General features: G+C 69.9%; 14 protein-coding genes, 3 tRNA genes and 1 pseudogene. 3 read left to right on the top strand and 15 right to left on the bottom strand.

The features are described from left to right. The 4 genes and pseudogenes from B4E30_RS08780 to B4E30_RS08765 all read right to left on the bottom strand — a co-directional run. Positions 1-473 (bottom strand): annotated as a pseudogene (locus B4E30_RS08780) (aldehyde dehydrogenase); the annotation flags it as partial. Between the two features lie 16 nt (positions 474-489). Continuing rightward, entirely contained in the window at positions 490-1,734 is a 1,245-nt protein-coding gene (locus B4E30_RS08775; RefSeq protein WP_286794799.1) for a kynureninase, read from the bottom strand. Beyond that, positions 1,724-2,707: a hypothetical protein gene (locus B4E30_RS08770; RefSeq protein WP_286794797.1), complete on the bottom strand. Its 984-nt coding sequence runs from the start codon at positions 2,705-2,707 to the stop codon at positions 1,724-1,726. The genes B4E30_RS08775 and B4E30_RS08770 overlap by 11 nt, the downstream gene beginning before the upstream one ends. Positions 2,708-2,864: 157 nt before the next feature. Beyond that, positions 2,865-3,131, bottom strand: a complete 267-nt coding sequence (locus B4E30_RS08765; protein WP_194384353.1) for a glutaredoxin family protein — start codon at positions 3,129-3,131, stop codon at positions 2,865-2,867. Between the two features lie 60 nt (positions 3,132-3,191). Between B4E30_RS08765 and B4E30_RS08760 the strand changes: the two genes are divergently transcribed. Next, on the top strand, positions 3,192-4,334 hold the full coding sequence (locus tag B4E30_RS08760; protein WP_286717550.1) for a glycosyltransferase: 1,143 nt from the start codon (positions 3,192-3,194) through the stop codon (positions 4,332-4,334). Between the two features lie 9 nt (positions 4,335-4,343). On the opposite strand, the gene B4E30_RS08755 is transcribed toward B4E30_RS08760, so the two are convergent. After that, the gene (locus B4E30_RS08755) at positions 4,344-5,666 is read right to left on the bottom strand and encodes a hypothetical protein (RefSeq protein ID WP_286717551.1); all 1,323 of its coding nucleotides are present in this window, start codon (positions 5,664-5,666) and stop codon (positions 4,344-4,346) included. 608 nt (positions 5,667-6,274) lie between these two features. Further along, positions 6,275-7,879, bottom strand: a complete 1,605-nt coding sequence (locus B4E30_RS08750; protein ID WP_286717552.1) for a molybdopterin-dependent oxidoreductase — start codon at positions 7,877-7,879, stop codon at positions 6,275-6,277. A gap of 148 nt (positions 7,880-8,027) precedes the next feature. Between B4E30_RS08750 and B4E30_RS08745 the strand changes: the two genes are divergently transcribed. Further along, positions 8,028-8,549, top strand: coding sequence for a glycine cleavage system protein R (locus tag B4E30_RS08745; protein WP_286717553.1), 522 nt, complete (start codon positions 8,028-8,030; stop codon positions 8,547-8,549). On the opposite strand, the gene B4E30_RS08740 is transcribed toward B4E30_RS08745, so the two are convergent. The 7 genes from B4E30_RS08740 to B4E30_RS08710 form a co-directional block, all read right to left on the bottom strand. Next, entirely contained in the window at positions 8,540-9,859 is a 1,320-nt protein-coding gene (locus tag B4E30_RS08740) for an ABC transporter permease (protein WP_286717555.1), read from the bottom strand. The genes B4E30_RS08745 and B4E30_RS08740 overlap by 10 nt on opposite strands. Beyond that, positions 9,856-10,554: an ABC transporter ATP-binding protein gene (locus B4E30_RS08735; protein ID WP_194384357.1), complete on the bottom strand. Its 699-nt coding sequence runs from the start codon at positions 10,552-10,554 to the stop codon at positions 9,856-9,858. Before B4E30_RS08735 ends, B4E30_RS08740 begins: the two co-directional genes overlap by 4 nt. A 95-nt stretch (positions 10,555-10,649) precedes the next feature. Beyond that, positions 10,650-11,435, bottom strand: a complete 786-nt coding sequence (locus tag B4E30_RS08730; protein ID WP_194384358.1) for a hypothetical protein — start codon at positions 11,433-11,435, stop codon at positions 10,650-10,652. A gap of 18 nt (positions 11,436-11,453) precedes the next feature. Further along, on the bottom strand, positions 11,454-11,642 hold the full coding sequence (locus tag B4E30_RS08725; RefSeq protein WP_194384359.1) for a hypothetical protein: 189 nt from the start codon (positions 11,640-11,642) through the stop codon (positions 11,454-11,456). Positions 11,643-11,889: 247 nt separating this feature from the next. After that, positions 11,890-11,962 (bottom strand) — tRNA-Phe (locus tag B4E30_RS08720). A gap of 63 nt (positions 11,963-12,025) precedes the next feature. Beyond that, positions 12,026-12,099 (bottom strand) — tRNA-Asp (locus B4E30_RS08715). A 27-nt stretch (positions 12,100-12,126) separates the two neighbouring features. Next, a tRNA-Glu gene (locus B4E30_RS08710) sits at positions 12,127-12,199 on the bottom strand. Positions 12,200-12,432: 233 nt separating this feature from the next. Here B4E30_RS08710 and B4E30_RS08705 point away from each other — a divergent pair. Beyond that, complete coding sequence (locus tag B4E30_RS08705; RefSeq protein WP_071045138.1) at positions 12,433-13,851, top strand: M23 family metallopeptidase; 1,419 nt, start codon at positions 12,433-12,435, stop codon at positions 13,849-13,851. 7 nt (positions 13,852-13,858) lie between these two features. Here the strand turns inward: B4E30_RS08705 and B4E30_RS08700 are convergent, their stop codons facing one another. Further along, the gene (locus B4E30_RS08700; RefSeq protein ID WP_286794794.1) at positions 13,859-15,211 is read right to left on the bottom strand and encodes a DUF2254 domain-containing protein; all 1,353 of its coding nucleotides are present in this window, start codon (positions 15,209-15,211) and stop codon (positions 13,859-13,861) included. A gap of 17 nt (positions 15,212-15,228) precedes the next feature. Then, positions 15,229-15,762 carry an inorganic diphosphatase gene (gene ppa / locus B4E30_RS08695; RefSeq protein ID WP_286794792.1) on the bottom strand — a complete coding sequence of 178 codons (534 nt, stop codon included), beginning with the start codon at positions 15,760-15,762 and terminating at the stop codon, positions 15,229-15,231. Positions 15,763-15,981: the final 219 nt, after the last annotated feature.

Genomic DNA, 15,981 nt, shown 5'->3' with positions numbered 1-15,981 from the left:
CCGAGCCCGGCGGCGGCTCGGGCACGCGCGACGGTGACGTCGCGGTCGAACCACACCTCGCCGGTGAATCCCGACGCGATGATCCGATCCGACGCGTCGCCGGGGAACACCCGCGCCCGCACCCGGCCGTCGGCGGTGAGATCCATCGGCACCCCGTCGAGGGGATTTCCGCCGCGCGCGAGGTTCCGCATCGTGCGGGCCAGCCACTCGGTCGAGACGAGGGTCATATACGGACCCGTGAACCACTCCTCGCCGCGCAGGGGATGGCCGGGCGGCAGACTCTTCGAGACGGCCGCCGCGTCGGCCCATTCCTCACTCACCGCGGCGGTGCTCGCGTGGATGCTCTCCAGCAGCGTCGCCCGCTGATCGAGCGAGAGCCCCGTCCACAGCCGCGCGCCGCGGTGCAGCGCGTCGATATCGGCGTCGAGCGCCTCGCGAGTCTCGGCGGCGAGGTCGATGGGCGCGGTGGTCACGGGGTTCCTCGCGGGGTCAGTCGGGCGGGGTCAGACGAACGAGCGTGTCGCGCACGGCCAGCAGTCCGGTCAGCGTCTCGGCGAACGACGTCGACAGCGGAGACAGGCCGATGCGCAGTCCGTCGGGGTCGCGGTAGTCGGGGATCACGTCTCGCCGCCAGAGCGCTGCGGTCACCTGTCTCATGAGCGGATGCCGCAGCGTCACGTGGCCGCCGCGCGAGGCGGTGTCGATCGGCGAGGCGACCTCGACGCCGAGCGGGGCGAGTTCCTCGACCACGACCTCGAGCGCGAACGTGGTCAGTTCGATCGACTTCTCGCGGATCGCCGGCATCCCGGCATCGTCGATGACGGCCAGCGTGTCCTCGATCGCGAGCATCCCGAGGATCGGCGGTGTTCCCGACAGGAATCTCCGCATGCCGTCGGCGGGGCGATACTCGGGCCCCATCGCGAAGACGTCGGCGGCGCCCATCCATCCCTGGATCGGCTGGGTGAGCGAGGCCTGGTGCCTGTTCGCCACGTAGGCGAACGCGGGTGAGCCCGGACCGCCGTTGAGGTACTTGTACGAGCAGCCGACGGCTGCGTCGAATCGCCAGGTATCGGCATGGATCGGAACCGAGCCCACCGAGTGCGACAGGTCCCAGACGGTGAGGCCACCGACATCGTGCACGATCTCGGTGATGCGTGCCGCGTCGGCGAGGTGCCCGGAGCGATAGGCGACATGGCTGACCATGACGACCGCGGTGGTCTCGCCGACGGCGGCGGCGACCCCGTCGGCGGTGACGCCCCCGGCGTGGTCGACGTCGATCCAGCGCACGCGTGCGCCCCGCTCGGCGGCGATGCCTTCGACGACGTAGCGATCGGTGGGGAAGTCGTCCGTTCCCACCACGATCTCCACGCGGGCGGGATCCCGAGCCATCTGCGCCTCGAGGGCCGCGCGGATCAGCTTGTAGAGCAGCACCGTGGTGGAGTCGCCGACCACGGTCTGCCCGGGAGCGGCGCCCAGCGCGATCCGGCCGATCTCGTCGCCGATCGCGAACGGCAGATCCATCCACGACTCGTCCCAGCCCCGGATGAGCCGACCGCCCCACTCGTCGCGGACGAACCGCTCCAGGCGCCCCGCCGTCGACGTGAGGGGCCGGCCCAGGGAGTTGCCGTCGAAGTACACCAGCGGGGTGTCCTCGCCGACGAACAGGTCGCGGAACCCCCGCAGCGGGTCCGCGGTGTCGAGGGCGTCGGCCGTGGCCGCCAGGTCAGGGTTCATCGCGGCTGATCTCGTCGATCGGCACCGTCGAGGCCGTCGCGAGCCACGCGCCGAGGTCGCGCTCGTCGCCGGGCGGACGGCCGGGGACGAAGGTGCACACGCCCGGGACCGCATCCGGGAACGGCCACGGGTCGGCGAGCGCCGCCACGACCGCGGCGGCGTCGAAGCCCGCCGCAACCAGGGCGGAGATCTCGCGAGGGTCGACGCCCACGGGCAGATCGCCGTTCCCGAGATCGGTGCCGTAGAGCGTGCGGCCGCCGGCGGCGTGGAACCTCGTGAGGTTCGTCTCGGCCGTGCGGGCGTGCTCCGGCGCGTCGCGATGGATGTCGAGCGTCGAGATCCAGATCTGCTCCGCCGTGACCGCGCGGGCGATGTCGGCCTCGTCGAGGATTTCGGTGAAGGGGGTGTGGGCCAGGGCGTCGATGCCGGCATCGAGCGCCCGCGCGAACATCCCCGTTCCCTGCGCGTGGGCGACGACGGGCACGCCGCGGTCATGTGCGTGCGCCACGATCGCCTCGATGATCGGGGGCTCCGGAGTCGGACCCGCCTCGGCGTTCAGGGCGACCTTGATCACGCGCGCACCGCACTCGATCTGCTCGTCGACCGCCGTCGCCGCGCCCCCGGCGACACCGGGATGCCGCGACGGGTCGGTGACGTGACGCACGATGGCGTCGGGTGCCCAGGAGCGCCCGGTCGGATAGCCGGCCGGGGCGGTGAGGAAGGCGCCCGCGTACGCGGGGCGCGGCACGGCGTGCGGATCGCGGCGAGCGAGGGCGTAGGGGTCGCCGCCGAGGTCGACGACGCCGGCGATCCCCCGCGCGGCGAGGGCGTGCTCGGCGAAGAGGTCGAGATGCACGTGGTGGTCGGTGAACGCGGGGAGCACGACGCCGTGTTCCCCCGTGAGGGCGAGGTGGCCGACGTCGGCTCGCGGTCCGAAGCGGGCGGCGATCACCGCGGGGTCGAGGTTCGTCATGGCCGTCTCCTTCGGCTTCAGGCTACGCTCCACCGCTCGCCGGCGCGCATCCCGACAACCGCCCAACGCGAGAAACGCCGAACGCCGCGAGAAACACCGCAATGCGTGGTGTCCCGCGGCGTTCCGCGTTTGTCGGCGGAGATCGCGACGCCCGCGCTCAGATGAGGGAGAGCTCGCGGAGCTTGGCCTCGACGTCGGCGTTGGTCGGCTCGACGTGGTGGGACGCGTCGGGGTAGACCACGACGGGGATGTTGGTGCGACCCGAGATGTCGCGAGCGACCTCCGCGGCGTCGGGCGTCGCGACGAGGTCGACGTACGTGTACTCGACGCCGAGGCCGTCGAGCTGCGCCTTCGTGCGGATACAGTCGCGGCACCAGTCGGCGCCGAACATCGTGATCGTGGCGGAATCGAGGGGAGAAGTCATGGCATCCAGCGTAATCGCGCGGCAACGCGGGGGCGCCGGCCGTGGGACGATGGACGCCGGATGCAGCTCTCGATCATCGTGCCGACCTTCAACGAGGCGCCCAACATGGCGGAACTCGTGGGGCGCATCGCGCATGCCGTCCGGGGAATCGATGCGGAGATCATCGTCGTCGACGACAGCACCGACGACACCCCCGAGGTCGTGCGCTCTCTCGCCGAGACGACCCGAGTGCCGCTGCGCATCATCCACCGCGACGAGCGAACCGGCGGACTCGGCGGTGCCGTGGTCGAGGGGTTCGCCGCGGCCCGTTCGGATGCGTGTCTCGTGATGGACGCCGACCTGCAGCATCCGCCCGAGGACATCCCGGCGCTGTGGGAGAGGTTCTCGGTGGGGGATGCCGATGTCGTCGCCGCCTCGCGTTACCAGGCAGGTCAGGCCGATGCCGGCTTCGCCGACAAGACCCGCGTGCTGGTGTCGAAGGTGTCGACGGCGGTGACGAAATCGATGTTCCCGGTGCGGCTTCGGGATGTCTCCGACCCGATGACGGGGTTCTTCGTGCTCGATCGGCGCGCGATCGAGGCGGACACGCTGCGTCCGCGCGGGTTCAAGATCCTGCTGGAGATCCTTGCGCGCAAGCCCCTGCGCGTCGCGGAGGTGCCCTTCACCTTCGCCGACCGGCACGCGGGCGACTCCAAAGCGTCGGTGCGTCAGGGCATCCACTTCCTCTCGCAGCTGACGGCGCTGCGCTTCGGCAAGATGTCGCTGTTCGCCATCATCGGCGGACTCGGCGCGATCGCCAACCTTGCGATCGTCTGGGCGCTGACCGCGCTCGGCGTCGACTACCTCATCGCCGCGATCGTCGCCGCGGAGGCGACGATCATCGGCAACTTCCTGCTCATGGAGCGCTTCGTCTTCCAGGACATGAAGGGCGCCGCATCGGGCGGGTGGGTGCGCTTTGCGAAGTCGTTCGGCTTCAACAACGCCGAGGCGATCGTGCGCATCCCCCTCGTCGCGCTGCTGGTGGAAACCGGGCACGTCTCCGCCGTGCTGGCCACGGCGATCACCCTCGTGCTGGCCTTCTTCGTGCGCTTCGTCTTCCACTCGCTCGTCGTCTACGCACCGCGCAAGGCAGGCGAGCCGTCCAAGGCGCGACAGGTCGTCGAGGAGATCGACGACCTCGCGTCCGCTCCCGGCGAGCTGTGAGGACGCACCTCACCCGCAGTTCGGCGGTGTCGGGTCACCCGTTGGGGGAACTCCCTGGATCTCGCCCCACGCGTACCCGCTGACCTGCTCGCCGTCGAGGGTGCCCTCGTAAACGAAGAGCCCCTCGTACACGGCCCTCTTCAATGCGACGAGCTCCTGGTTCTCGCTGGCCGCGCGGAAGGTGAGGTCGGCGGCGGGGCGCGTGCCCGATGCCGAGAGCGTCACGTCGTACTCCAGGTGGTAGAGGTAGCAGCTGCCGGGTGAGGTCCACGTCTTGGCGGTCGGGGTGATCTCGATCGCCCCCTGCGGCCAGTTCGCCGTCGGTCGGAGCGTGCCGTTCGCTGCCTGGGTCGAGCCCGCGCCCCCGATCATCGCGTAGTGGAGGTCGCCGACCTCCGCCTGGCCCGTGGTCGCGATCAGCATGCCCTGGCGGGTTTCGGGCAGCTGCACCGAGAACTCGGTCCACTCGTAGCCGTTCTTCACCACGTACTGCGCCGACTCGTTGTAGGTCTCGGTGAGGTTGTCGAAGAAGAGCCGGCCCTCCGTGCCGCCGGCGACGTAGGAGGCGCCGATCCGGATCGACCACTCGGAGACCTCCACGAGGGGCATGGAGTAATACTGCGATCCCTGGCCGGTCATCGGGTCACCCGTCGCTGCCAGGTAGGAGCCGATGTCTCCGCCGTAGGTGTCGGTGATCGGTGTGCGCTGATCCTGGGTCGGAATGGCACCGCCCTGCGCGGGAAGCGGCTTGCCATCGAACATCCACAGCGGGAAGAACCCGTTCGGGCCGTACCCCCACTGGATGATGCCGGTGCGGTCCTGCGCCGTGACAGAGAGCTCAGCCCACTGCGCCGTGCTCGCGCCCGGCACCTCGACCTCGACCCCGACGGTGAGTTCGTACTCGGCACCGACCGCGCCGACAGTGCCGGAGACCACGCGCATGTCGATGACCTGTGTGGGCTCGTCCGCAGTGGCCTTCTCGACGTGGATGTTCCACGGGTCGTAGGCGATCGAAACGGGTGCCGACAGGTTGGCGAGCCCGTAGATCCCGCCGAAGGCGGGCCCGTCGTCGAGGGACAGGCGGTTGTAGATCAGGCCTGCCTCCTCCACCGTCAACCACGGCACCTGGAGGCCGGGAACGACGGTGTTGCCCTGCGACATCAGCGCGATCGAGTTGACGTCGCCGTCGGCCTCCACGAGGTGTCCGAAGAACTCGAAGGACTGGGAGTCGTACTGCGGGAGACCCGTCGAGAGGAATGCGCGGAAGCCCGTGCAGTCCTCGCCTTGGGCGTTCGGCGTGGTCGAGTACTCGGCGATAGAGCCGAAGTCCATCACGGGGATGCCCGGGTCCGTCGGGTCCGTGGCGCATGCCGGCGGCACGGCTGGGGTCGGGCTCGGTGTGGGTTTCGGGGTCGGAGAGGATGTGGGGTGCACCGTCGGTGCGGGCCGGGACCCACCGCCGGAACCGTGCGTTCCGCCGGAGCCCGTGGAGCCGCCGGCTCCGCCCGATCCGCCCTGAAAGCCGTCGCCAGAACCACCGCTCTCGGCGGCGGGTGGAGCGCTGGAGGGTGACGGTGACGGCGACACCGAGGACCGCGGCGTATCAGTCGGCGTCGCGGAGGACGACGGTGCCGGGGCGGCGGGCGCTGCGGCTGTCTCGGAGGGTTCTGGATCAGGCTCGCCGAACGTGCAGGCGCTCAGCCCGAAGAGGAGCAATGCGGTGACAGGAGGGGCGGCGGGGACTCGGCAGGGCCTCACGCGGGGAGTCTTCCACAGTGCCCGCGAGCGGCGCATCTCGCCGCGGGTGGGCGTGCCCTCCTGCCGAGCCATCCCTCTTTCGCCGAGCAGTCCCTTTCGCGTCCGCAGGAGAGGGGTGGCTCGACGTGAAAGGGGTCGCTCGGCGGACCGGCGGAGACGCGGAAACGGACGCTTGAGGCGGCCTACTCCACGGTCACGAGCACGCGCTGCCACCCGGATGAGCCGTCCGGGGCGATGGGGGCGCGCTCCTCGATCTGCAGATCACCGTCGGCGTTGACCGCGCGCACGGCGACGTAGTGCGTGCCCGGCTCCGCCTCCCACTCGAGGTACCACTGCACCCAGGTGTCGTCATTGATCGGGGGCGACAGCGTCGCCTGCTGCCACTCGCCGTCGTCGATGCTCACCTCGACGCGCTCGATCCCCACCGTCTGCGCCCACGCCATGCCCGCGATCGGCACCGTTCCCGCCGGAACCGGCGTGCCGGTGCGCGGGGTGTCCACGCGCGAGGAGAACTTGATCGGCGCCTTGGCGCTGTACCCGCGCGGTGTCCAATAGGCCTCGTCCTCGGCGAAGGTCGTCACCTTCAGCTCGGTGACCCACTTCGTCGCCGACACGTAGCCGTACAGCCCGGGCACGACCATCCGCACGGGGAAGCCGTGCTCGACCGGGAGAGGCTCGCCGTTCATGCCCACGGCGAAGATCGCGTCGAGACCGTCGTCGGTGAGCGAGGCGAGCGGGGTGGATGCGGTGTAGCCGTCGACGCTGCGCGAGAGCACCATGTCGGCACCGTCCTGCACGCCCGCCCGTGCGAGCACGTCGCGGATCGGCACGCCCAGCCACACGGCGTTGCCGACCAGGCCGCCGCCGACCTCGTTGGAGACGCACGTGAGGGTGACGGCGTACTCGTCGACACCCATCGCCAGCAGGTCGTCGAAGCTCATCTCGATTCGCTCGTCGACCATGCCGTCGATGACCAGCCGCCACGTCGCCGGGTCGACCGTCGGCACCGTCAGGGCCGTGTCGACGCGGTAGAAGTCCTCGTTCGGCGTGATCAGCGGTGACAGGCCGTCGATGTCGAACTCGGCCCCTTCCGGGATCGTCACCGTGCTTCCCGGCTCGGGGAGGGCGAGCTCCTCGCGGATCGCCCCGAGCGAGGAGGTCGCCGCGCTGATCGCGCGAGCCCCCACGCCGACGATGACCGCGGAGACTCCCGCGATCGCGCCGAAGCGAAAGAACCCGCGACGGTCGACGCCTCGCGCATCCGCGGATGCGGGTTCGTCCGTCGCCGAAGACGAGGTGTCGGTGGGGGATGCCTGCAGCGCCCGGTCGGGATTCAGCCAGCGCCGGAGCCGGTTCACGAGGAGCATCAGCATGACGGCGCCGGCGATCGTGCCGACCACGGGCGGCAGGGCGCTGAGCACCGTGGCGCCGGCGCGGGTGACGGTCGCGGCCGTCGCCAGGATGCCCGCGAGCACGAAGGCGGCGACGCCGAGCGGCGCGCGCACGTACTGCAGCACGCCGGCCAGGGCGGCGGCGATGGCGACGGCGAGCCCGATGCCGATCAGCAGCACGAGCTTGTCGGCCTCGCCGAAGGTGGCGATCGCGAACTCCTTCAGCGGCTGCGGCACCACGTCGACGATGAACGAGCCGACCGCGAGCACGGGGCTCGCTCCGCGGGCGACGAGAAGCGCGACGAGTTCCGCCGCGGCGAGAAAGGCCGCGCCGCCGATCAGCCCGGACAGTGCGCTCCACAGCCAGGCGCGCGCCGACATTCGTGTCGCTGCCATGCTCGTCCCCTCATCCCGGGGTCGTTCCCCGCTGAAGGTTGTTCGGAGCGGCGCTCGCCGCGGATGCATCCGGATGTGCGACGCGATCGGGAGCGGGCGACGACGACCTCGGTGTCGCAACCGGCACCCGAGCAGTAGCATCGAGCCCGTGACCGTGCTCGTGCTCACCATCGTCGGCGATGACCGCGCCGGTCTCGTCGCGGCCGTCTCCCGATTGGTCTCCGATCACGGCGGCAACTGGGAGCGCAGCGAACTCGCCGAGCTCGCGGGAACCTTCGCCGGCGTCATCGAGGTCGTCGTGCCAGACTCCGCAGCGGACGGGCTGCGCGAAGCGCTCGCCACGCTCGAGGGCACGCTCGCGGTCGCGGTGCACGAGAACCCGCGCGCTTCCGAGCGCACCGGCGTCGAGCTCGAGCTCACCGTGCTCGGCAACGACAGCCCCGGAATCGTGCGCGAGCTCGCATCGACGCTCGAGCTGCACGGTCTGAGCATCGACCACCTGTCGACCGAGACCCGGGATGCCGCCATGTCGGGCGGGCGACTCTTCGAGGCCACGTTCACGGCCCGGATGCTCGGCGGCGGTGATCCCGGTGATGTGCGGCTCGCCCTGGAGAAGATCGCCGCCGAGCTCCAGGTCGACGTGACCGTCGCTCCGCCCGGTCACTCGTAGCGCAGGCTCGCCACCGGGTCGGCCGCAGCGGCGCGCGCCGCCGGCAGCGTGCCGGCGAGAAAGGCGATGAACATCACCACCGCGGTGGTCAGCACGATCGACAGCGGATCGAACGCGAACAGCTCCAGGCCGGGCAGATCCGCGAGCAGGGTCGCTGCGAGTTGACGGCTCACCGTGGTGCCCAGGGCGATCGCCGCGGCAGCCCCCAGCGCGCTGCCGAGGAATCCGATGAACATCGCCTCGAGGCTGAACAGAGCGAAGACCCGCCCCGATCCCATGCCCATGGCCTTCATGAGCCCGATCTCGCGCGTGCGTTCCTGCACCGACATCAGCAGCGTGTTCACGATGCCGAGCGTTGCGGCCACGAGCGCGATGATCGCGAAGGCGTTGAGGATGAGCACGATGCCGTCGATGACCGCGACGAACGCGCCGAGCTGGTCGGCGATCGACTGGCCGGTGTAGCCGGCATCGTCGAGGCGCTCCTTGAGCGCCTCGACCTCGGCATCCGTTGCCTCGGGGTCGAAGAACACGCTCGCCGTCGCGTATCGGTCGAGGTCTTCCTCGGGCACGCCGGTGTTCTGCAGGGCGAAGAGCTCGTCGGTGGCGGCGGAGTTGGGGATGGTCGTCGTGCCCGCGCTGAAGGTCTCCTCGACGACGCCGGTCACGGTCGCCTCCAGCAGGTGCTGCGTGCGGGAACCGTCGGTCACGGCGATCGTGACGATCTCGCCGATCGCGCTGTCGGGATCGGCGAAGCCGAGCGGCTCGACGAGGGAGACGGGGATCGCGACCTCGGGCTCGTCGGATGAGCCCGACGGCTCCGATCCGGCGGCCATCTGCAGTTTCTGCCCGGGCACGGTGTTCTCGACCGCGGTCACGTACGGGGTGCCGTCTTCGCCGTATCGGATGAAGTCCGCCGAGACACCCTTGGTCGGTTCGACCCGGTCCACGCCCTCGATCTGCTCGAGCTCGGCGATGTCGTCGGGCGTCATCGCCACGACACCGGTGGTGGCCCCGGGTGCTCCGTCGGGTGCGCCGGGCACGGTGGTGTCGACCACATCCGGATCGTATTCCAGCGGCTCGTCACCGAAGCCGGTCGGCGCGGTCTCGCTCGCCTTGGTCGCGGTCAGCACCCCGTCCGCGCCGATCGCCGCGACGGTGTCGTCGATGAACCGGCCGACCCCCGTGCCGAGGCCGTTGGTCACGGTGAGGGTGAAGGCGCCGATGAACACGGCGAGCACCGTGAGCAGCGTTCGGGTCTTGGCGCGGAACGAGTTCTGCACCGCGGACGAGATGAGGCTCGACGTTCTCACGTCATCGCCTCCGCGTCGTCGAAGACCCCGTCGCGGATGTGCAGGCGCCGGTCGCAGCGGGCGGCGAGATCGTGATCGTGCGTCACGAGGATGAGGGTGATCCCGTGCCGCCGGTTGAGGTCGAAGAGGATGTCGGCCACGATCCCGCCGGTCGCCGAGTCGAGGTTGCCGGTGGGTTCGTCGGCGAAGATGATGCGAGGATCGTTGACGAGGGCTCGCGCGATGACGGTCCGTTGCTTCTGCCCGCCCGACAGATCCGTCGCCCGGTTGCGGGCCTTGTCGTCGAGTTCGAGCTGCGACAGTGCGGCCATGCCCCTGCGCCGCCGCTCGCGTGCGCCCACGCCGGCGATCTTCAGGGGCAGGGTGACGTTCTCGAGCACGGAGGCGTTCGGTGTCAGGAAGAACTGCTGGAACACGAAGCCGAAGGTGGTGTTGCGGGTGCGGTTCAGTGCGCGGCCGCGCAGCGCGGCGGTGTCCCGGCCGTCGAGGTGCACGGTTCCCGACGTGGGGGCATCCATGAGGGCGAGCACATGCATGAGGGTGGACTTGCCCGATCCGCTCTTGCCGACGATCGCGACGCTCTCGCCGGCATCGATGTCGAGGCTGACGCCGCGCAACGCCTCGAAGCGTGCGGTTCCGCGACCGTAGGACTTGTGCACGCCGCGGGCCGACACGACGGGCCGACGCTCTGTCATGCAGCCACTCTGGCCGAGTGTGACCGGGCCTGCATTCCCCTTGTGCGAATCCTCAGCGCGGCGTATCCGGGCGATGCGCCGGCGCAGAGGCGGTCCTACGTCGCGGGGTACTCGTAGACGCGCACGAGGTCGCCCTCGTGCACGAACAGCAGGACGCTGTCGGGATAGGCGACGCTGGTCTCGGCGGGAACGGTGGAATCGACGTCCATCGCGACACTCGCCGGGATCGGGCCCGCCGCGCATCCGGTGCGCCAGCGTCCCGTATAGATGCCGTCGTCGCCGTCGACGACTCCCGTGGCGACGATCATCAGGCAGGAATCCGTTCCGAAGCTGGCGGCCCACCGGTCGTCGACGGCGATCGGCGTCAGGCCATGGAAGTCCTCGAAGCCTTGGGCGCCGTAGCCTCGGGTGCCGAAGATCTCCGAGGGGTCGAAGCTCGGGTCGGGAGCCAGCACCGCGACGGGCGTGCCGCCGTCGGGCGCCGCGGTCGGCGGCGAAGATGCGGTCGAGGTGACGATCGCCGCGAAGACGGCCGTGATCGCCAGTGACGCCGCCCAGAGGGCTGGCACGAGCCAGCGGGGTCGCCGTCTCGTATCCGGCGACGATGACCAGACGGCAGGATCGCCGTCGGCGACGGGCGCCGCCTCATCGACGAGCGACGCGTCGATCATCGACGCGTCCGCGGGGGCCTTGGGGCGTGGGTCCGAGGGGTTGTCGCGATGGGGTTCCGGCGCGGGCGTGTCCGAAGCATCCCCCGTGCCGGCGGCGGCTTCGAGTTCGGTCAGTCGAGCCATCGCGGCGGGGTCGCGGTCGATGTCGGCGGACGGTCCGTAGGCGCGCAGACGCAGGCGACGGAGTTCCTCCTGCTCGAGCGGCCCCATGTCCCCAGCCTCACACACTCACGACGTCGTGGCGTCGGGGATGTCCGGGGTTCCATGGCGCTCCGATAGCGCGTGCTCGATGCGTTGGAGGCGCACGATCGTCTCCGCTACTTCTCGGTCGTCGAGAATGCCCTCCAGGAGCCGGTTCCACGCGGCGTCCAGGCGTTCGATGTTGTCGGCCGCCTTGTCCGTGGGGTAGAGGCGCACGGTACGCGCTACCTCGCGCGATCAGACCGGCGCAGCCGCGTCACGTCTCAGCCCGCCGATAGGCGGTGAAGGTGAAGATGACAGGAGATTCTGCCGCGCAGCGGCGGGGTCGCGAGCTTTCGCGGCTTCCGCCGTCGAATCTCCTGTGCTGTTCACGGCCGGCGCGCCCTCTGACCGGGCAAAGCGAAACCCCCGCGATGTAGAAGCTACGCGAGGGTTCCTGGGGTGACTGTAACGATCACCCGTGTGGCTCCGACCGGCATCGATCCGGTGACCTTTCGATTTTCAGTCGAACGCTCTACCAACTGAGCTACAGAGCCGCGCGACATGTCTGCCGCGTCCTAGACGAAAGGCCTCCTCGAAAGAAGGCCCGTCGCTCGGAGCGACCCTGACGGGACTTGAACCCGCGACCTCCGCCGTGACAGGGCGGCACGCTAACCAACTGCGCTACAGGGCCATGATTGTTGAGTTGTGTCGGAAAGAGTGACCCCAACGGGATTCGAACCCGTGCTACCGCCGTGAAAGGGCGGCGTCCTAGGCCGCTAAACGATGGGGCCGAATGAACCCCTGATCTTGCGACCCGGTGCTCACGCTTACCGACGCTCAAGCATAAGAGAGATTCCGTGGAAACGCCAATCGGCCCCCGTATGACCGTTCTCGCGGCGCGCCGACGGCGAACAGCCCATCGGGGAGGGGATCGTTCATCGTGCGGAAATCGGTCCGCACCTGTTGCGGTTGTGACTCGTGTTGCTACTGTGATCAACGTTGACTGCCCCTGCGAGGAGGATCCGTGGACGCCCAGCACAGCGACCTCGATTGCGGCTGCGCGCCCACCGAAGCGGAGAAGAAGCGGCTCTGGCCGTCGGTGAACCGCCGCTCGGCGATCGGCATCGGCGCACTCGGCGCCCTGGGATTCCTGACCTTCTCGTCGCTCGCCTACTCTCCGGGTGCGATCGCCATCGAGGGCTACCCCTCGTGGGATGAGGTCGAAGCCGCCAAGGCGAACGAGGCGGCGAAGGCCGCCGAGGTCTCCAAGATCCGCAACCTCATCTCGAGCCTGCAGGCCGAGGTCGCGCGCACGCAGGCAGAAGCCGAGGCCGCATCGAACGAGTTCTACGAGGCGCAGCAGGCGTTCTTCGAGGCGTCGTTCAAGGCCGATGAGCTTCAGGCTCAGGCCGACGAGCAGGCCGAGGCCGCCAACGAGGCGGCGAACAAGGCCGGGCGAGTGGCGGCGCAGCTGTATCGCAACGGCGGCGACGACACCTCGCTGGAACTGTTCTTCTCGGGCTCGGCGGCGACCGCCGACGACCTGCTGTCGCGCCTGGGAACGATGGACAAGCTGCTCGAGCGGAACCAGACCGTCTACAGCGAGGCCGTCACGGCGCGCGACGCCGCGCAGAGCCTCTCCGACCAGGCCGAGGTGGCTCGCCAGGAGCGGGATCGCCTGCAGAAGGTCGCCGAGGAGAAGATGGTCGAGGCGCAGGAGAAGGCAGAGGCCGCTCAGGCCGCCCTCGCTGCGCAGGAGTCCAATCTCTCCACCCTTCAGGCCCAGCTCGCGGCCCTTGAAGACGAGACCGCCCAGACGATCGCCGACTACAAGGCGGGCGTCGAAGAGGAGAAGCGGCGCAAGGCCGAAGCCGCCGCCCGGGCCAAAGCGGAGGCCGAGCGCCTCGCCCGCGAGGCGGCCGAACGCGCGAAACAGGAGCAGCAGAACTCCGGTGGCGGATCCTCCGGCTCCAGCAGTGGCGGGTCGTCCGGTTCCAGTGGCGGTAACGGCGGTGCCGTCGTCGGATCCGGGTGGGCGCGGCCCGGTTCCGGGTACCGATCCTCGGGATACGGATGGCGCACGAGCCAGTGCGGTCCGAGCTACTGCTCCTCCAGCTTCCACGCGGGCGTCGACCTCGCGGCCGGCTGCGGTTCTGCGATCTACGCCGCGTCAGCCGGAACAGTCGTCTACGCCGGATACAACGGCGGCTACGGCAACTACATCAAGATCGACCACGGCGGCGGCATCGGCACCGGGTACGCCCACATCCAGAACGGTGGGATCTGGGTGGGCTACGGCCAGCGCGTCAGCGCGGGGCAGGCCATCGCCGCCGAGGGCAACACCGGCAACTCCTTCGGCTGTCACCTGCACTTCGAGACGTACATCAACGGCTCTCCCGTGAACCCGATCAACTTCATGGCGGCGCGCGGCGTCAGCGTCTGAGCACCGATCAGGCCGACGACGCGCGTTCGAGCGTGGCCCTGGCCTGCTGAGCGGCCGCGGCCAACCGGTCGCGTTCGACCGCATCGAGATCGGATGCCTCGAGCGACGCCTCGATTCGTCCCAGCTGCTGCGACAGGGCATCGCGCTGCGCGGCGTGCTGCACGTGCCACGCGACGTCATCGATCGTCCAGAGCAGCCGCTCCAGCACATCCGGTGCGCCGGCGCCGTAGCGACGAATAGGTGAGATCGCGACATCGAGGAGTTCGGCGAAGTCGTCGCCGCACGGGAGCAGGCGCGTGACGCCGTCCTGCGATGCGTACGCCTCCGGGCGCGGGGGCTGGGCCGCCAGGTCGCACAGGAGCGCGGAGATGTGGCTGAGCGCGTGGACCGCTGTCGTCGGATCGTTGACGCCCGGGGACAGGGCGCGACTGGCGACGTCGACGAGCTGCCGCAGCCCGAACCCGACATCCTGCGCGGGCGTGCGTTCGTAGTCGGCGCTGAAACACGCGGCGATCTCATCCGCGATGCGCTCGTCGGTGCGCCCCGGCCCGTCGATCTGGGCGGGATGCCACCATCGTGCGAGCGGCGTGCCCGCGATGATGCTGCCGCCCACGGGGCGCAGCTCGCGCACCACGATGTCGTGAGCGACGGCGAGATCGATCAGCTCGCCGCGGTCGACGCCGGAGACGAAGCCCGACGTGCGCGCGAACACGGTGTGCCCGCGGTCGGGCTCGATCGGTGCCGGGGCGGGGGTTCCGGGTGGCGCATCCGCCAGCAGCGCGATGGTGTGCGCCGCCTCACGATGCACATCGCGCATCATCGTCTCCACCCGGAGCTGCCGGGCGAGATGAGCGAGGAAGAAGGTGAGCACCACGACGCTCACCAGGGTGAGTACCGAGGCGACGGTCACCGCGATGCGCGGCACGAAGGCGTCTGCCTCGTCGGTGGCGTTCTCGACCGTGCGCAGCACCGTGAGCGCGTACGCGAACGTGCCGAGGAAGACCGCGAGCGTGCCCTGGACCATCGGGTCCGAGGCGAACATGCGCAGGAGCCGCGGAGACGCCTGGCTGCTCGCCAGCTGCAGGGCGACCACCGTCAGTGAGAACGTCAGCGACGTGGCCGTGATGAGGGATCCGGCGATCGCGGAGAGGACGGCGCGCGCGGCATCCGTCCCGCCGGAGAAGATGAACGCCGTCACCGTGTCGGCGAGGGACGCGTCGACGGAGCGGTCGAGCTCCGGCAGCGCCAGGCCGATGAGCACGGCCCCGATCACCGCGATGAGCGGCGCGGGCCACAGGCGCGACGCGACCGCGTCGCTGATCACGGCGATGCGCCGTCGCACCGCACCGCGTCGCGCCATGTGGTCTCCCGTTCGGATCAGCGGGTGCTCGGGGCTTCGCCCTCACCCTGCGTGCGGGTCTCGCCCTCGTGCTCCTCGAACCGCGCGAAGGCCTCGTCGACGAGGCGTTCGGCTTCGGCGGCATCCGCCCACTCGTCGACCTTGACCCACTTGCCGGGCTCGAGGTCCTTGTAGTGCTCGAAGAAGTGGTTGATCTCGTTGCGTGTCCACTCATCGATGTCGGAGACGTCCTGGATGTGGTTCCAGCGGGGGTCGTTCGCGAGAACTGCGACGACCTTGTCGTCGCCGCCGGCCTCGTCCGACATCTTCAGCACGCCCACGGGCCGCACCTTCACGAGCACGCCCGGCATGATGTCGCGGTCCAGCAGCACGAGCACGTCGAGCGGGTCGCCGTCTTCGCCCAGGGTGTTCTCGAAGAACCCGTAGTTGGAGGGGTATCCCATCGGGGTGTACAGGATGCGGTCGAGGTAGACCCGGCCGGTGCCGTGGTCGACCTCGTACTTGATGCTGCTGTTGCGAGGGATCTCGATGACGGCGTCGTACGCGCCCATGCTTGCTGCTCCTTCGGAAGACGTGCGGATGCGCGACCAGCCTAGTTGCACGCCGGCTCCCCGTGAGGCGCGCCGATGCGCGCGGTACCGTGGCCGCATGCCGCACCGTCCGAGTCTGGATCCCGCCGTCGCCGACGTGCGTCGCGCGGTGCGCGGCGCCCTGGCCCGCCTCGCCGCCGACGCTCCGCTCGTGGTGGGCCTGTCCGGTGGCGCCGACTC

The organism is Microbacterium sp. UBA3394 (genome assembly GCF_002358725.1).
Classification (GTDB): domain Bacteria; phylum Actinomycetota; class Actinomycetes; order Actinomycetales; family Microbacteriaceae; genus Microbacterium; species Microbacterium luteum.
The sequence above is the reverse complement of the archived record's forward strand: the minus strand, read 5'-3'. Positions and strand labels throughout refer to the sequence as shown.

Coding starts and splice junctions, on each gene's coding strand:
- B4E30_RS08755 (WP_286717551.1), bottom strand. CDS start 5,666: ATGGACTTCGGCTCTATCGCCGAGTACTCGACCACGCCGAACGCCCAA.
- B4E30_RS08735 (WP_194384357.1), bottom strand. CDS start 10,554: ATGACAGAGCGTCGGCCCGTCGTGTCGGCCCGCGGCGTGCACAAGTCC.
- B4E30_RS08700 (WP_286794794.1), bottom strand. CDS start 15,211: ATGGCGCGACGCGGTGCGGTGCGACGGCGCATCGCCGTGATCAGCGAC.
- B4E30_RS08760 (WP_286717550.1), top strand. CDS start 3,192: ATGCAGCTCTCGATCATCGTGCCGACCTTCAACGAGGCGCCCAACATG.
- B4E30_RS08770 (WP_286794797.1), bottom strand. CDS start 2,707: ATGACGAACCTCGACCCCGCGGTGATCGCCGCCCGCTTCGGACCGCGA.
- B4E30_RS08765 (WP_194384353.1), bottom strand. CDS start 3,131: ATGACTTCTCCCCTCGATTCCGCCACGATCACGATGTTCGGCGCCGAC.
- B4E30_RS08775 (WP_286794799.1), bottom strand. CDS start 1,734: ATGAACCCTGACCTGGCGGCCACGGCCGACGCCCTCGACACCGCGGAC.
- B4E30_RS08750 (WP_286717552.1), bottom strand. CDS start 7,879: ATGGCAGCGACACGAATGTCGGCGCGCGCCTGGCTGTGGAGCGCACTG.
- B4E30_RS08730 (WP_194384358.1), bottom strand. CDS start 11,435: ATGGGGCCGCTCGAGCAGGAGGAACTCCGTCGCCTGCGTCTGCGCGCC.
- ppa (WP_286794792.1), bottom strand. CDS start 15,762: ATGGGCGCGTACGACGCCGTCATCGAGATCCCTCGCAACAGCAGCATC.